The 13,607-nt window shown below is 58.4% G+C and carries 12 protein-coding genes; 10 read left to right on the top strand and 2 right to left on the bottom strand.

Annotated elements, in window-relative coordinates; translation table 11 throughout:
* The first annotated feature begins 141 nt into the window (after positions 1 to 141).
* The 9 genes from HBO05_RS02955 (at position 142) to HBO05_RS02995 (ending at position 9,644) form a co-directional block, all read left to right on the top strand.
* Positions 142 to 849, top strand: coding sequence for an ABC transporter ATP-binding protein (locus tag HBO05_RS02955; protein WP_169953061.1), 708 nt, complete (start codon positions 142 to 144; stop codon positions 847 to 849).
* Entirely contained in the window at positions 846 to 2,045 is a 1,200-nt protein-coding gene (locus tag HBO05_RS02960) for an ABC transporter permease (protein WP_169953309.1), read from the top strand. The genes HBO05_RS02955 and HBO05_RS02960 overlap by 4 nt, the downstream gene beginning before the upstream one ends.
* On the top strand, positions 2,038 to 3,519 hold the full coding sequence (locus HBO05_RS02965; protein WP_172311597.1) for a TolC family protein: 1,482 nt from the start codon (positions 2,038 to 2,040) through the stop codon (positions 3,517 to 3,519). Before HBO05_RS02960 ends, HBO05_RS02965 begins: the two co-directional genes overlap by 8 nt.
* A complete protein-coding gene (locus tag HBO05_RS02970; protein WP_169953057.1) occupies positions 3,509 to 4,768 on the top strand; it encodes an HlyD family efflux transporter periplasmic adaptor subunit in 1,260 nt (419 codons plus the stop codon). The genes HBO05_RS02965 and HBO05_RS02970 overlap by 11 nt, the downstream gene beginning before the upstream one ends.
* 143 nt (positions 4,769 to 4,911) lie before the next feature.
* Positions 4,912 to 6,096, top strand: a complete 1,185-nt coding sequence (locus HBO05_RS02975) for an aminotransferase class I/II-fold pyridoxal phosphate-dependent enzyme (RefSeq protein WP_172311599.1) — start codon at positions 4,912 to 4,914, stop codon at positions 6,094 to 6,096.
* Between the two features lie 43 nt (positions 6,097 to 6,139).
* Entirely contained in the window at positions 6,140 to 7,306 is a 1,167-nt protein-coding gene (locus HBO05_RS02980; protein ID WP_172311601.1) for an MFS transporter, read from the top strand.
* Position 7,307: 1 nt separating this feature from the next.
* Positions 7,308 to 8,171 (top strand): CoA ester lyase, encoded by an 864-nt coding sequence (locus HBO05_RS02985; RefSeq protein ID WP_172311603.1) that lies wholly within the window; start codon positions 7,308 to 7,310, stop codon positions 8,169 to 8,171.
* Positions 8,168 to 8,704, top strand: coding sequence for a MaoC family dehydratase (locus tag HBO05_RS02990; protein ID WP_172311605.1), 537 nt, complete (start codon positions 8,168 to 8,170; stop codon positions 8,702 to 8,704). The genes HBO05_RS02985 and HBO05_RS02990 overlap by 4 nt, the downstream gene beginning before the upstream one ends.
* Before the next feature lie 7 nt (positions 8,705 to 8,711).
* Positions 8,712 to 9,644 (top strand): ornithine cyclodeaminase family protein, encoded by a 933-nt coding sequence (locus tag HBO05_RS02995; protein WP_172311607.1) that lies wholly within the window; start codon positions 8,712 to 8,714, stop codon positions 9,642 to 9,644.
* On the opposite strand, the gene HBO05_RS03000 is transcribed toward HBO05_RS02995, so the two are convergent.
* Together HBO05_RS03000 and HBO05_RS03005 are read right to left on the bottom strand one after the other, a co-directional pair.
* Complete coding sequence (locus tag HBO05_RS03000) at positions 9,618 to 11,051, bottom strand: FAD/NAD(P)-binding protein (protein WP_172311609.1); 1,434 nt, start codon at positions 11,049 to 11,051, stop codon at positions 9,618 to 9,620. The two genes, HBO05_RS02995 and HBO05_RS03000, sit on opposite strands and share 27 nt — an antisense overlap.
* A 92-nt stretch (positions 11,052 to 11,143) precedes the next feature.
* Complete coding sequence (locus tag HBO05_RS03005) at positions 11,144 to 12,103, bottom strand: AMP-binding protein (RefSeq protein WP_169953042.1); 960 nt, start codon at positions 12,101 to 12,103, stop codon at positions 11,144 to 11,146.
* A gap of 316 nt (positions 12,104 to 12,419) precedes the next feature.
* On the opposite strand from HBO05_RS03005, the gene HBO05_RS03010 reads away from it, so the two are divergent.
* On the top strand, positions 12,420 to 13,583 hold the full coding sequence (locus HBO05_RS03010; protein ID WP_169953040.1) for an L-dopachrome tautomerase-related protein: 1,164 nt from the start codon (positions 12,420 to 12,422) through the stop codon (positions 13,581 to 13,583).
* Positions 13,584 to 13,607 lie beyond the last annotated feature (24 nt).

Here is a 13,607-nt window from a genome sequence, read left to right on the forward strand (position 1 = left end):
GCCGCTGGATCACGGTTACTATTCAAACAATATTTTTAAAACAAGAATAAAAACCAGCTGTTGGCAGCCGCCACGCAGGCCCTGAAGATGTTACAAAAATTTTCAGGAGCAGGTCGGATTGCCGCAGCGCAAGGCGTAGTCATGATGACAGATACCCCAACGCTCCCAGGCTTTATTTCCCTGCAAGGCATCGGTAAAAGCTATCAATTGGCCGGACAGCACCTGGCCATTCTCAATGATGTCAGCCTGTCCATCGCCCGTGGAGACAGCTGCGGCATCCTCGGCGCTTCGGGCTCCGGCAAAAGCACTCTGCTCAATATCCTCGGCCTGCTGGACCTGCCCGACTGCGGCGCCTATCGCTTCGCCGACCATGACATTTTCCACGCAACGCCAGATCAACTGGCCGCGATCCGCAACCAACAGATCGGCTTTGTGTTCCAGAGCTTCAACCTGCTGCCGCGCCTCAGCGCCCTGGATAACGTCGCCCTGCCCCTGGCCTATCGCGGTGTGTCGCGCCAGGAATCGGTGGCGCGGGCCCTCCATATGCTTGAGCAGGTAGGCCTGGCCGAACGGGCCCACCACCGCCCCGCCGACCTGTCCGGCGGCCAGCGCCAGCGGGTGGCCATTGCCCGGGCGCTGGTGGGCGCACCGGCGGTGATTCTGGCTGACGAACCCACCGGCAACCTCGACAGCCACACCGCCCAGGACATCATGGACCTGCTGCTGGCCCTGAACCGCGAGCAGGGTGTCACCTTGATCATCGTCACCCACGACGCGCATATCGCCGCACGCCTGAGGCGCCAGATCCTGGTGCGCAACGGCGTGGTCCATGAGGCTGAATGCGTATGAGCCTGCGGGTCGAACAGAGCCTGAGCCAGTTGTTGCATGAAGCATTTGTCAGCCTGCGAACCCTGGGCAAGCGCTCGATCCTGGCCTTGCTGGGGATCGTCATCGGCAGTTCATCGGTGGTCGCGCTGATCAATATCGGGCATAACGCCGCCGAAGATGCAGCGATGATTTTCAAGGACATGGGCACCGACACCCTGGTGGCGCAGTTCCCACCCAAGGGCAACAGCACCGCGCATATGCCCACCCGCCTCAATCTGCAAGCCGTACGCGAGGCGGTGCCGGGCATCGCCCACATCGGCGCGATTTCCTCGTTCAGCGGGCCGGTCGTCTTTCATGGCCGCACCACCAACGCCGGCTTGGTTGGTAGCACCCCAGGTCTCAAGGACGCCATGCGCCTGGTGCTGCGTGAAGGGCGCTTCCTGTCCGAATTCGACAGCGGCGAAACCTTCGCGGTGATCGGCGACCAGATCGCCCAGGCGTTAAGCGCGCCCGGTGACCCGTTGCGCCTGGGCGACCGGGTGCGGGTCAACGACTATCTGTTCCTCATCATCGGCATCCTGCAGAACCAGCCACGGTCGATGCTGATCCCGGTGCAAACCAACGAGTCACTGTTCATCCCTGCCCCAGGCATGCTGCGCATCTATTCCTCACCCCAGGTCGGCAGCGTGGTCCTGCGCGCTGCAGCCGGCCAGGACATGGAGCGCATCGCGGCAGGCGCCACCAAGGCCTTGGGCGCGCAACTCACGGAGCACACCGTCGAGATCCAGATCCCCCAGCAAATGATCGACGGCATGACCCGGCAAAGCCGCACATTCGCCTATCTGCTGCTGGCCCTGGGCGCCATCTCCCTGGTGGGCGGCGGGGTCGGCGTGATGAATGTGATGCTGATGAATGTCTCGGAACGCCGCCGGGAAATCGGCATCCGCATGGCCCTTGGCGCTCGCCAGCGCGACATCCGCAACCTGTTCCTGCTCGAAGCCGTCACCCTCACCGCCGTCGGCGCACTGTGTGGCGCGGTACTGGGCATGGGGGCAGCCTATCTATACGCCTGGCTGTCGGGCTGGCAGTTTTCCCTGGCTGTGTTGGCGCTGCCCCTGGGAGTGGGCAGTACGTTGCTGGTGGGGTTGTTTTTTGGGATCTACCCGGCCGTTTCGGCGTCACGCTTGCAGCCGGTGGAGGCCCTGCGCGATGAATAATATCTTGTTGTGGCTGATGGCCCTGGTGAGCCTGCCCTGCGTGGCCGCCGATATCGTGATCCGCCCTTCAGCGCCGACCACCACGCGCAGCGGCTATGAGCGCAGTGTCTCGCTCAATGCCCAGCTCACTACCCTGACCCTGGGCGACGCGGTGTACCTGGGCCTGCGCAACAACCCGGCGATTCGCAGCGCGTACCTGCAACGGGTGGCGCAGAAGTTCGACCTGCGGGTGGCCGAAGATGCCTTCAACCCCAAGCTGGTGCTCAACAGTACCTACCGCACCACCCAAGGCAGCGACGACCGCGCCCGCAATGCCAACCTGTCACCTACCACCAGCTTGCTCGGCGAGTACGGCACCCGCCTGAGCATGGGCTGGACCCAGCAACTGAACAACGCCAACCGCGCCGGGCGCTACCGCAGCGATGGCCTGGACCTGGCCATCATCCAGCCGCTGATGCGCGGCGCCGGCTGGGACGCCACCACCGCCCCGCTGCGCCTGTCACGCCTGTCCGAGCAGGCCAACCGCCTGAACCTCAAGGCCAACGTCGCACAGACCATCAGCCAGATCATCGCCACCTACCGCGACTTGCTGCGTGCCCAGGAGCAACTGAGCATCACCCAGGAAGCGCTCAAGCGCTCCAACACCCTGCTGGACGTAAACAAGGCACTGATCAATGCCGGGCGCATGGCCGAGTTCGAAATCGTGCAGACCGAGGCCGACATCGCCTCCCAGCAACTGGGGGTCGAGGAAGCCCAGAACCAGCTGGACATGAGCCGCCTGGCGTTACTGCGCCTGCTGGCCCTGGACCTGGCGACCCCGATCCGTGCCACCGAAGCCCTGGAAGCCACACGCATGGACATCGACAAGCGCGAGGCCTTCAACCTCGCGCAAAACCAGCAGCCCGAATATCTCCAGGCGTTGCTGGGCAGCCAACAGGCCGACCTCAACCTGGTACTGGCCAAGGATTCCGGGCGCTGGCAGGTCGACCTGGTGGGCGGCGCCAATCAGATCCGGGCCAACACGGACAACGACGCCGGCAGCACCAGCAACCGCCGCTGGGACAGTTACGCCGGGGTCCAGGTGCGCATTCCCATCGGCGATATCAGTACCCGCCAGGCCGAAGTCCGCGCACGGGTCGATGTGGAAAACCAGGCGATCCTGATCACCGACGCGCGCCAGGAACTGGAGCGCAGCGTCAATAACGTGGTACGCGACCTTGGCACCCGCTGGCGCCAGTATGAAATTGCCCAGCGGGCCGTGGACCTGTCCCGGCGCAAGATCGAGATCGAGCGCGACAAACTCGCCGCCGGGCGCTCCACCAACTTCCAGGTGCTGAGCTTCGAAGCGGACTTGCGCAACGCCGAGAACGCCCGTCTCAACGCCCTGATTGCTTACCTCAATGCGCAGACCCAGCTCGACCTGACGCTGGGCATGACCTTGGAAAGTTGGGAAATTGCCCTTAATGACTACTAGAAAAGCCCTGCTGGGCGCTGGACTGTTGATACTGCTGGGCGCGGGCGGATTCGTACTGCTGAGTCGCACAACGCCCGCCGCCAACCAGACCGCTACGGCCGAGCAATGGCAGGAGGTCAAGAGCGACGTCCTGGTGCATCAGATCGGCCTGGTCGGCAAGATCGAGCCGGAAGCCACCGTCATCCTGACCGCGCCCTTTGATGGCAACGTGCAAGCCAACCTGGTGCAAGAGGGTCAACGGGTCGAAACCGGCCAGGTCCTGTTGCGCATGGACCCGGCCACCCTGGAAGTACAACTGCGCGAAGCGCTCTCCGCGCAGCTCAAGGCCCGGCGTACCGTGCAGGAAATGCAGGACTGGGACAGCGGCCCCACCGTCAGCCGCGCCCGGCGCAGCCTGCGCACCTCGCAAATGAGTGCCGACAACACCCAGCGCAAACTGGTTGAAAGCGACAGCCTGTTCAAGCGCGGCATCATCCCGCGCAACGAACTGGACGACCTCAAGCAACAGGCCCAACAGCAACAGTTGGATCTGATCGCCGCGCGCAGTGAACTGCAAACGGCCCTCGAACAGGGCAAGGGCGAGTACCGCCAGATTGCGGATATGGAGCTGACCAATGCCACGGTCAAGTACGAAGCCCTGCGCAAACTACTCGACGGCCAGGAGCTCAAGGCGCCGTTTTCCGGGATCGTCGTGCCCCCACCGGGCAGCTCCACCCCCCAAGGCGGCGCCAGCAACAACGCGCCGGTACAGGCGGGGAGCAAGGTGAGCCAGGGCCAGGTGCTGTTCGGGTTGGCCAATATCGAACGCCTGAAAATCGTTGCCAAAGTCTCGGAACTGGATATCAACCAGCTGCATCAGGGCCAGCCGGTGGAAGTCATGGGCGACGGGTTTGATGGCGAGCGCCTGAGCGGCTCAGTCAGCGTGGTCAGCGGCCTGGCGATCGCCAATGACAGCCAGGGCAGCGCGCAATTTCCGGTGACCTTGTCCATACCCAAACTGACCGAGAAACAGCTGCAAAGGGTCCGCCTGGGCATGAGCGCACGCCTGACCATCGTGACCTACAACAATGCCCAGGCGATCATCGTGCCGGCCCAGGCGATCAGCCAGGGGGACGACGGACTTTCGGTGCAATATCGGGCTGCCATGAACCAGCCGGTGGAGCGGGTGAAAATCACCACGGGACAATCGACAGCCCAAGGGGTGGAAGTGTTCGGGCTTAAGCCTGGGTTTATCAAAACGGGCTTGTGAAGCCCTGTGCACGGTGCCGGAAAAACATTTGAGGAATTTGCCTACGCAAATGCAGGAAAACTACCACGTCATAACATATTGTAAAAAAATACTCCTTAGAAAAGTATGGTCATCCGTTTTGCCTTGGGCGACAGGTGCGCAATATGAATCGTTATTCAAACATCAAAAAAATGCTGGCCGGCGGTGATTTATTTTGGAGTCGAACACAAGAAGCCCGAATGAGCGCAATTGTCGCCGATAACCTCAGTGACGGTTTCATGCAAGTCGATGACCACAAATTCATAAACATGTGCTCTTACTCCTACCTTGGCCTGGACTCCAATATCGAAATCTTGAAGGGCGCAATAGCTGCACTAGACTCGTCGCAAACCTTAAACTCCTCCACTTCCCGCGTTCGAATATGTTTACCTCTATTGGAAGAGGCAGAACTTGCACTGTCAGATCTGTTCTCCGTCGAGGTGCTGACTACGGTTTCATGCGCTTCAGCCGCCGCAGCAATGCTTCCTTTACTTGCTGCAGGTGTATTTACACAAAATATCCCGCCGCTAATGGTCTTTGACCAATCCGCACACTTCTGCTTGAGCTTGATGAAGGCCGTTTGTGCAGATGAATCCGAAGTCATGACAGCACCGCACAATGACTTTAACTTCCTGGAAGACTGCTGTAAGCAAAAGCAACGGGTTGCTTACATCGCGGATGGCGTCTATAGCACGGGAGGATGCGCCAATATATCGGAACTAATGACCCTGCAAGACAAGTACGGCTTATTTGTTCTGTATGACGAAGCTCATGGCCTGTCGGCACAGGGCGTAAATGGCTGCGGATTAGTTCTCAATACAATGGGCGCACTCAACAGCAATACCATGATAATTGCATCATTGAACAAGGGCTTTGGTGCATCTGGCGGGGCGATCTTCTTTGATGCGTCGATTGGCAAATCAGCCTTATTGCGATTTGGCGGCCCTCTCTCTTGGTCCCAACGAATCAACACAGCTGGTTTGGGTGCAATCATCGCGTCCGCAAAAATACATAAATCCACAGAACTGCAACGCCTGCAAAACAAATTGACGACCAATATCCAACTGTTCGACACCCACATCAAGACCACCTTGGCAGGAGATGGATTACCTATCAGGTTGATTCCCATGAGTGATGAGCAACATGCAATCACCACTGCGACAAAACTCATGAAGCTTGGATTTTATACCTCACCGTTATTTTATCCTGTCGTTCCCAGATCAACTCCAGGCCTGCGCGTCATGCTCAGGGCAAACCTGGCCTCAGACAACTTAAAACAGTTTTGCACAGCGGTAAACTCAATGCTGTAGATGCAACCCCGTACCTTAGGACGTCGTAATAAAGGGAATTTACATGTCATCATCCACCCAGCGGGTACTCCTTCTCGCATGTTGCACGACCATAATCGCCCAGCTTGGTGTAACACTGTATATACCTGCAACAACCCAACTCGCCCCGCAACTAAATATAGAAGAAGCAAAGGGTTATAAAATTCTACTATTTTATTTGGGTGGCGCTGTACTACCGATAGCTTTTATGTCACGCCTCATTCGCAGTTTCGGGCGCTACACTGCAGTTCTCGTTTGCTGCGCAATCTTACTCGTAGGTAGCGTGCTGTCTTTATTCAGTTTTGGCCCCGAGGCATTCTTTTTCTCCCGATTCACGCAAGGTTTAGGTGCTGGTGGATGTGCTCTGATCGGCAGGGCACTGTTAACGGACATCTCATCAGGGGCGGCCCTTGCGAAAAACCTGTCTGTATTATCCTATTCATTTATTCTTGCGCTTATCGGCGGGCAAGTAGTGGGCGGTTTTCTGGTGTCAAGCCTTAACTGGATTGCGCTGCCATGCCTAATGATCATCGCAGTGATACTTATCAGCGCACTAGCGCTTAACATACGCAGCCACCTTTACAAACTGGACACACTGGCAAAAGAATCCGCATTAACGCCGAAATACTATGCCATTGCAACCCAGCCCAGCTTCTATCTACCCGTCATTTTAGGAGGCTGCGGCTATGGGATTTTTATTGTCTATCAAGGTATCGGGGCGTATGTATTTCATTCAAACTTCCGCTGGAATAGCGCCGACTATGGCACCTTCGGCTTGTGGCTGGGGCTGGCTTATTACTTAGGTGCATTCACGGTAAGGCGAGCCTTGAGTGCTGTCAGTGTTTGCCAATTATCAATTTTTGTCGCCTGCCTATTAGTCGCCTCGAGCAGCGTGTTGTTTTTGGCCGCCTGGCAAAACATGTCAATCCACTTGGTTATTGGCGGCTACTTGGTTATTTGGTACGCCCAGGCGACGCTCTACCCATGTACAGCAGCCATGGCAGTAAACGGGTTACCCGGCGCCAATCCAATGATGTTATTTAGCTTCCTGCAACAATTGGTAGCATTAACATTTGGCGCTCTTGCGACTTTTTTTATCCCTTACGGTATTCAAACTGTGGCACTGCTCACGGCATGCCTCAGTGGACTTGGTGTAGTCACAGCACTTCTCATTCTGAAAAGAGAGGCTTGATATGGACACATTGACTAGAAGTTGGCTATGCATGCCCGCGAGCCAAAAGCATATAGAACGGAAAATCATTGAATCTAAAGCCGACATCGTATTACTGGACTTGGAAGACTCAGTCCCCATGTGCAAAAAGCAATTTGCACGCGAGCAACTGCTGGCATTGGACCACTCTATTCGCAACCGACGCAATCTAGCGATAAGAGTTAACACACTCACCAAATCCGAAGGCATCAGAGACCTGGTTTTTTTGTTGGACCACAACATCACCCCCGAATATTTAATCATCCCCAAAGTAGAGTCAGCCGGCGAACTGAAAGTCCTTAATGAATTGACATGCGCTACTGGCCAACGAGTAAAAACCTTTGCAATCATCGAAACGTTAAAAGGATTGCGCTGCATCGACTCCATTATCAATGAAAGAACAAGCCTGCGCGGCTTGATTTTAGGTAGTGCTGACCTCTCATCAGAGATCAATTTCAAAATTGCAGAGCGCGCACTTACCCAAATCAAGTGCGATATAGCCATCGCCGCCCTCAGCATGGGGCTAATGGTCATTGACTCGCCCTGTTTCAAACTGAACAACGAAAAAGCGCTGAGAGCAGAAATCGAACTGGCCAAAGAATTTGGCTATTCGGGGAAAATTGCCATTCATCCAACTCAGGTAGAACTGATAAATAGATTATTTACCCCGACAGAAATCGAACTGAAAAAAGCACGAGCCATTATCAAATGCCTCGAAGCAGCCGAACCAACAACAGCAATATCCACCTTAGATGGGGAAATGCTCGGCCCTCCTTTCGAAATCATGGCCCGCAGGCTTTTGGCAATTAACGAATCGCTCTCAAGAACCAATAGGAAGCCAGCATGAACATCAATCAATCGCTCCCCGGCAGCAAGGCACTAAGTAAACTAACCAAAGTCGGTCCCGGACGCTATCGTGAGGATCATGGGCTTGGCTTCGAAGACTTTATCATTGGCGACATATTTGAACACCGGCCAGGCCGCACGGTGACAGAAGCGGATAACGTCTGGATGTCGTTAATCTGTATGAATAACCACCCCGCCCACATCAATGCAGAATATGCAAAGCACACCGAATTTGGGCAAATACTGGTATCGAGCCTGGTGACCTTTTCAATTGTTGGCGGGATGAGCCTGGCGAGCACGAGCGCAAAAGCAATTGCCAATTTGGGCTGGGATAATGTCCGTCTGATAGCCCCGGTTTTTGTTGGCGATACCTTGTATGCAGAAAGCGAAGTCATCCACAAACGCCCCTCCGCCAGTCGCCCCGGGCAAGGCATAGTTACGGTCCGGACAAAAGGGCTCAAGGCCAACGGGCAAATATGTTTATCCTACGAGCGCAGCTTTCTGATTGCTCTCGACCAAGTACCCTTGGGGTGATTGGCCTATGAAAATCCTCGATGAGTCTTTGATAAAAAACACCATCAGTATGGAAGAGGCGATTGACGTACTCCGTGAAAACTATCGGTCATACAGCAGTTCAAGCGACAACAACCCTGCGCGAACTATCGTGAGAGTCCAGGAAAAACATGCAACATTTGGAGTAATGCCCTACTACTCTCACGCTCACAATCTATTTATGGTGAAGATTGTATCTCATCACTTGCTCAACAAAGCCTATGGACGACCATCTATAGGTGGAGTGATTGTTATACAAGATGGCGCTACAGGGCAGATAAAAGCCCAAATGGATGCAGCAGCCATAACCGCTCTACGCACCGGTGCCACTGCAGGATTGGCGACTGATTTGCTGGCAATGGCCCACTCCAAAAAAGTTGCCGTCATCGGCGCAGGTGCTCAGGCAATGGCGGTATTTGAGGCTGTGTTGAGCGTCAGAAAGATAAAGCAGGTGGCCGTCTGCTCTACAAGCCAGGCAAGTACAGAGCGTTTTATAGCTGACGCAAAAAACCGGTTCGTCCGTGAGATTGAATACATCAGCCACCATAGCGTGCGCCAGGCAGTCTCAGGCGCCGACATCATCTGCACGGCGACCACTTGCGCAGCCCCCTTGTTCTCTGCCTGCGACGTAGCAAAGGGCGCCCATATAAACGCGATAGGCAAGCACACACTGGTGTCGCGTGAGTTCCCGTTGGAGCTTCTGCACCGGACGATCTTAATGGTGGAGGATCGAAAAGCCGCGATTGAAGAGGCTGGGGATTATCACCAAAACTCAATATCCATTGCTCAAATGCTGAACAGCCAGTATGCCGTTCACCAACGCGAGACCACGATTTTTTCTTCGGTCGGGACGGCTTTTCAGGACGCGTGCATCTGCATCGCAATCCTGCAGAAGCTAAAGGTGGTAAGCGGAGGCTCCTAAACGACATGCCAGTGCCTTGGCCTGGATTGCCACATCCGTCACCGCCGTGCTCTCCCACCACATCCCACGCAGCGGTGGGCCCATGGCGAAGAGTCGCTCACTGGCCACTCCCTGCGCGTCCAGCACTGCCCCCGAGGCATCCGCTGCGATCCCCAACGCCAATGGCCCGGGTTTGATCAAGCCGCGTGCCAGCAGTTGCCGGGGCAAAGGCCGGGCCACGCGGCGCCAGTCATATTCGATCCCGCTGGAGTTGATCAACGCCGCGCCACTGACGTGGGTGATGTGCTCTTCGCCCCGACGGCGCAGGCGCAGGGTCACCACGCCGTTTACTGTGGGCTCCAGGCCCAGGAACGACGCAGCATGGATCCGCAGGCGCCCTTGCTCGTGCAACCGCGCCACCAACTCCGCACTCAGGGGTGGCGAGCGATGGTGATGGCTCTCCCACCAGGGTCGCACATGGCGCACGAACTGGCGTTTCTGGCGTTCGCTGGCCTGGCTCCACAAACGGCCGATATGGGCACGCACGGTATCCAGTGGCGCTTGCCAGTCGATGCCCTGGGCCTGGGCGCTGTGGCATTGACGGCGCACTGCCCGCAGTAATTGCAGCGGGCTGCGCAGGCGGTGATCTTCAGCGAGAAAATCCGCCCAGGCCGGTGGTTGTCGGCGCACATGGGGCAACAGGCCATGGCGCGAAAAGATCTCGATCGGCCCGCGATGGCCGGCCTGCTCCAGGGACACCACGGCATCGACCATGGTCAGGCCGGAGCCGATGATCAGCACCGTCGACTGGGGGTCCAGTTGCGTCATCGCCTGCACATCCCACGGGTCAACCGCCGCCGCATTCAAGCCGCTGGATTGGGTTTGTGGCGTGCGCGCCGCGGGGAACATCCCCGTGGCCAGTACCGCCTGGGCGCCGCGCAATTGCTGGCCGTCATCCAGGGTCAGGCGCACACCCACCGGCTCCACCTGCACGTCGACGACCTCGGCGCGAACATGCTCCACCGTCGACGCCGACCCCGCCCGGGCCTGCGCCAGGCGCTGCTGCGCGTACAGGCCAAAAATCCCCCGGGGTGGGAACAGCTCGCTCACAGGCACAGGTTGCTGGTCCGACTCTGGCCAACCGCCGGCGGCGATGTACTCGGTCAGCCACTGGGTCAAGTCATCGGCGTTGTCCGGGTCCACGCTCATGCGCGCCGCGTTGCCATTGAGGGTGTGTCCCAGCTCCACCGCGCTATAGGCTTCACCGCGCCCAAGCTCCGCGCGCGGCTCGATCACCAGAATCTGCCGGGTGCCAGGCAAACGCAGCAACTGCACGGCCAGCATCGTGCCGCTCAGCCCCCCACCGATGATCAGCACATCGGCGTTGCGGATGGCCTTTGTCGCCTGTCCGCGTTCGGTTTCACTCATGTAAATGCGCCCTTACCGTATGCCCGGATAAATATCATGCCAATTGCCTGGCGCCCAACACCTGGGACGCCGCCGTGTGACGCATTGCCCGATCATGCACTATCGCGTTTGAGTTCATCCAGCCATTGACCGCCTTGGCGCACACTGGAGGCCTGCCAGATAAACTGCAACCGCTGCAAACCCAGGCGCCGTCGCAGCTGGTTTCTGATCAACTGGTGCAGGCCGCTCTGCGGGTGGGCTAGGGCCCAGTCGTGCAAGCGCCGGCGCCAGGTACTGCGGGGCTCAAGGCTGCCTTGGATCTCGTCAGCCAGGTGCTGCAACCTGGCCGGCGACAACAGCAAACCGGTGGGCGCCACCTCGCTGCGGTCACGCCGGGCAGAGCCGGGACTTTGCGCAAAAGCCAGGCCCTGGCCGCTGTTGAGCCATTGTTCGAACAGCACCGCCAGGCCACCTTGCCAGTGCGTGCCCTCCTCGCTCCATAACGCGGTTTCGCCGCTGGGCTGCCACCAACGATTCAGGCGTTGCAGCGCCTCCACCGGGCCGATCAGCCGGGCGAAGCCAACCACCTCGCTGCCAGGCACTTGCTGATCGCTGATCAACACCTGCGGGGCGGCGCTGCTACCAACGACCATGAGCCAATGCTGCAACTGCTGACGGTCCGGGACATAGGCATGGCTGGGGCGCACCCGCCAGATTTGCCCGTGCAGCGCACTGGGTTGCAGGGTGTCAGACAGCGTCAACACCTGCCCGCCAATGGCCTGGGCCGCCAGGGCCAGCAGCAACAGATTGGGCTCGAAGGGCCCGCTCACCACCAACCGCGAATACTCGCCAAACCCGTGCTGGCGCAACCCATCGGCCAGGCGCTCCACATCACGCAGGGCATCGATCCAGCGCCAGGCATACCACCGGCCATGCCGCTTGTGGCGCAACGCGCAGTGCAACGGGCGGACCTGGGCCCAGCGCTGCAATTGCTCCAGGGCCTCGGGCAGGCCCGTTACCCACTCGGCGGGCCATTTCACAGCCTGCGCTGGTCGTAGTTTATGCACGCTCATAGGGACTGCTCCTATCGTTGGAAGGCGCGTGCGGTGGTCCGTGCTCCGCGGTCTTGCGTTAAACAGCCAGGCAAGCGCCGTTGCAGGAGTCACGCCAAGATTGAAAACCCCTTGAGTCCTTGCATCGCAATGGCCCCGTGAACACTCCACTGCCCCGTAAACCAGCAAACTGTTGATTGACTGTTGGCTGGCAAACAACACCTGCACTTTCTCGATTGCGATGAAACTGTTAGCGCCATTAGTGGCTTTTTCCACATGCCGGGAACGCACACCATGGGCCACAACGCGCCCTTACCTGCTGATCCTGGAGCTCTTCATGCACCTCAAGCACCCCTTTATCTGGTCGGCCCTGGCCCTGACGATTGCCCTCGACAGCCATGCGGCCCAGCGCTCGTCGTTGCCCAGTGAACAAACCGTTGGCGTCATCGAGCAGGTGTTCGCTTTCCACGACGCCATGCCTACTGGCGTTAGCGTTGCCGAAAACGGGCGGATTTTTGTCAACTTTCCACGATGGGGCGACGCGGTGCCATTCACCGTTGGTGAACTGCGCAATGGCGAGGTCGTGCCCTATCCTGACCTGGCGATGAACCAGGCCAACCCGAACGACCCGGCCAAGGGTTTTATCAGCGTGCAAAGTGTGGTGGCCGATGGTCGCGGGCGTATCTGGATCCTGGATACTGCCGCCCCCGGCTTCGCATCGCCAACACCAGGCGGCGCCAAGCTGGTGGCCGTCGACCTGGCCAGCAATAAAGTGGTCAAGACCCTGGTCTTCCCGAAAAACGTGATGCTGCCCAGCACCTACGTCAACGACATGCGCTTTGACTTTCGGGTGGGGGACGAAGGCGTGATCTATATCACCGACTCCTCGCTCAGCGGTCCCGGGGCGATCATCGTCATGGACATTGCCAGCGGTACCGCCATCCGCCGCCTCAGTGGCGCCACCTCGACCTCCGTAGATCCGACCTTCGTACCCAAGGTCGAAGGCCAGGTCTTACAGGTTCGCAACGCCGACGGCAGCACCCGGCCCTTTGCAGTAGCGTCCGATGGCATCGCCCTGTCGGCTGACGGCCAGACCTTGTACTTCTGCCCGCTGTCCAGCCGCCATCTGTACTCGGTACCGACCGCGCTGCTGCGGGATCCTTCGGTCAGCGAAACGCGGCTCGACATGGCAGTCCAGGACCTGGGCGAAAAAGGCGCCTCCGATGGGCTTGAGGCAGACGCTTCCGGAGCCCTCTATGCCGGCGACTATGAACACAACAGCGTGCGCAAACGCCTGGCGAATGGGCAGTGGCAGACCATCGTCCACGACCCGCGTGTGCTCTGGCCCGACACCCTGTCGATCGGCCCCGACGGCTATCTGTATTTCATGGCCAACCAGTTGCATCGCCAGGGCATTTTTCACGCAGGCAAGGATCTGCGCCAGAAACCCTACAGCCTGCTGCGGGTGAAGATTGACGCGGCGCCGGCGCCCACGCGCTAGGCAACGGACCAGCCCCCTCACCGC

It is taken from the genome of Pseudomonas sp. WS 5079, from assembly GCF_012985465.1.
GTDB lineage: Bacteria > Pseudomonadota > Gammaproteobacteria > Pseudomonadales > Pseudomonadaceae > Aquipseudomonas.

What these genes read in the sequence shown, in the direction of transcription:
- HBO05_RS02965 (WP_172311597.1), top strand. Translation starts at nt 2,038, where the DNA reads ATGAATAATATCTTGTTGTGGCTGATGGCCCTGGTGAGCCTGCCCTGC.
- HBO05_RS03010 (WP_169953040.1), top strand. Translation starts at nt 12,420, where the DNA reads ATGCACCTCAAGCACCCCTTTATCTGGTCGGCCCTGGCCCTGACGATT.
- HBO05_RS02975 (WP_172311599.1), top strand. Translation starts at nt 4,912, where the DNA reads ATGAATCGTTATTCAAACATCAAAAAAATGCTGGCCGGCGGTGATTTA.
- HBO05_RS02985 (WP_172311603.1), top strand. Translation starts at nt 7,308, where the DNA reads ATGGACACATTGACTAGAAGTTGGCTATGCATGCCCGCGAGCCAAAAG.
- HBO05_RS02995 (WP_172311607.1), top strand. Translation starts at nt 8,712, where the DNA reads ATGAAAATCCTCGATGAGTCTTTGATAAAAAACACCATCAGTATGGAA.
- HBO05_RS02990 (WP_172311605.1), top strand. Translation starts at nt 8,168, where the DNA reads ATGAACATCAATCAATCGCTCCCCGGCAGCAAGGCACTAAGTAAACTA.
- HBO05_RS02955 (WP_169953061.1), top strand. Translation starts at nt 142, where the DNA reads ATGATGACAGATACCCCAACGCTCCCAGGCTTTATTTCCCTGCAAGGC.
- HBO05_RS02980 (WP_172311601.1), top strand. Translation starts at nt 6,140, where the DNA reads ATGTCATCATCCACCCAGCGGGTACTCCTTCTCGCATGTTGCACGACC.
- HBO05_RS02960 (WP_169953309.1), top strand. Translation starts at nt 846, where the DNA reads ATGAGCCTGCGGGTCGAACAGAGCCTGAGCCAGTTGTTGCATGAAGCA.
- HBO05_RS03000 (WP_172311609.1), bottom strand. Translation starts at nt 11,051, where the DNA reads ATGAGTGAAACCGAACGCGGACAGGCGACAAAGGCCATCCGCAACGCC.
- HBO05_RS02970 (WP_169953057.1), top strand. Translation starts at nt 3,509, where the DNA reads ATGACTACTAGAAAAGCCCTGCTGGGCGCTGGACTGTTGATACTGCTG.
- HBO05_RS03005 (WP_169953042.1), bottom strand. Translation starts at nt 12,103, where the DNA reads ATGAGCGTGCATAAACTACGACCAGCGCAGGCTGTGAAATGGCCCGCC.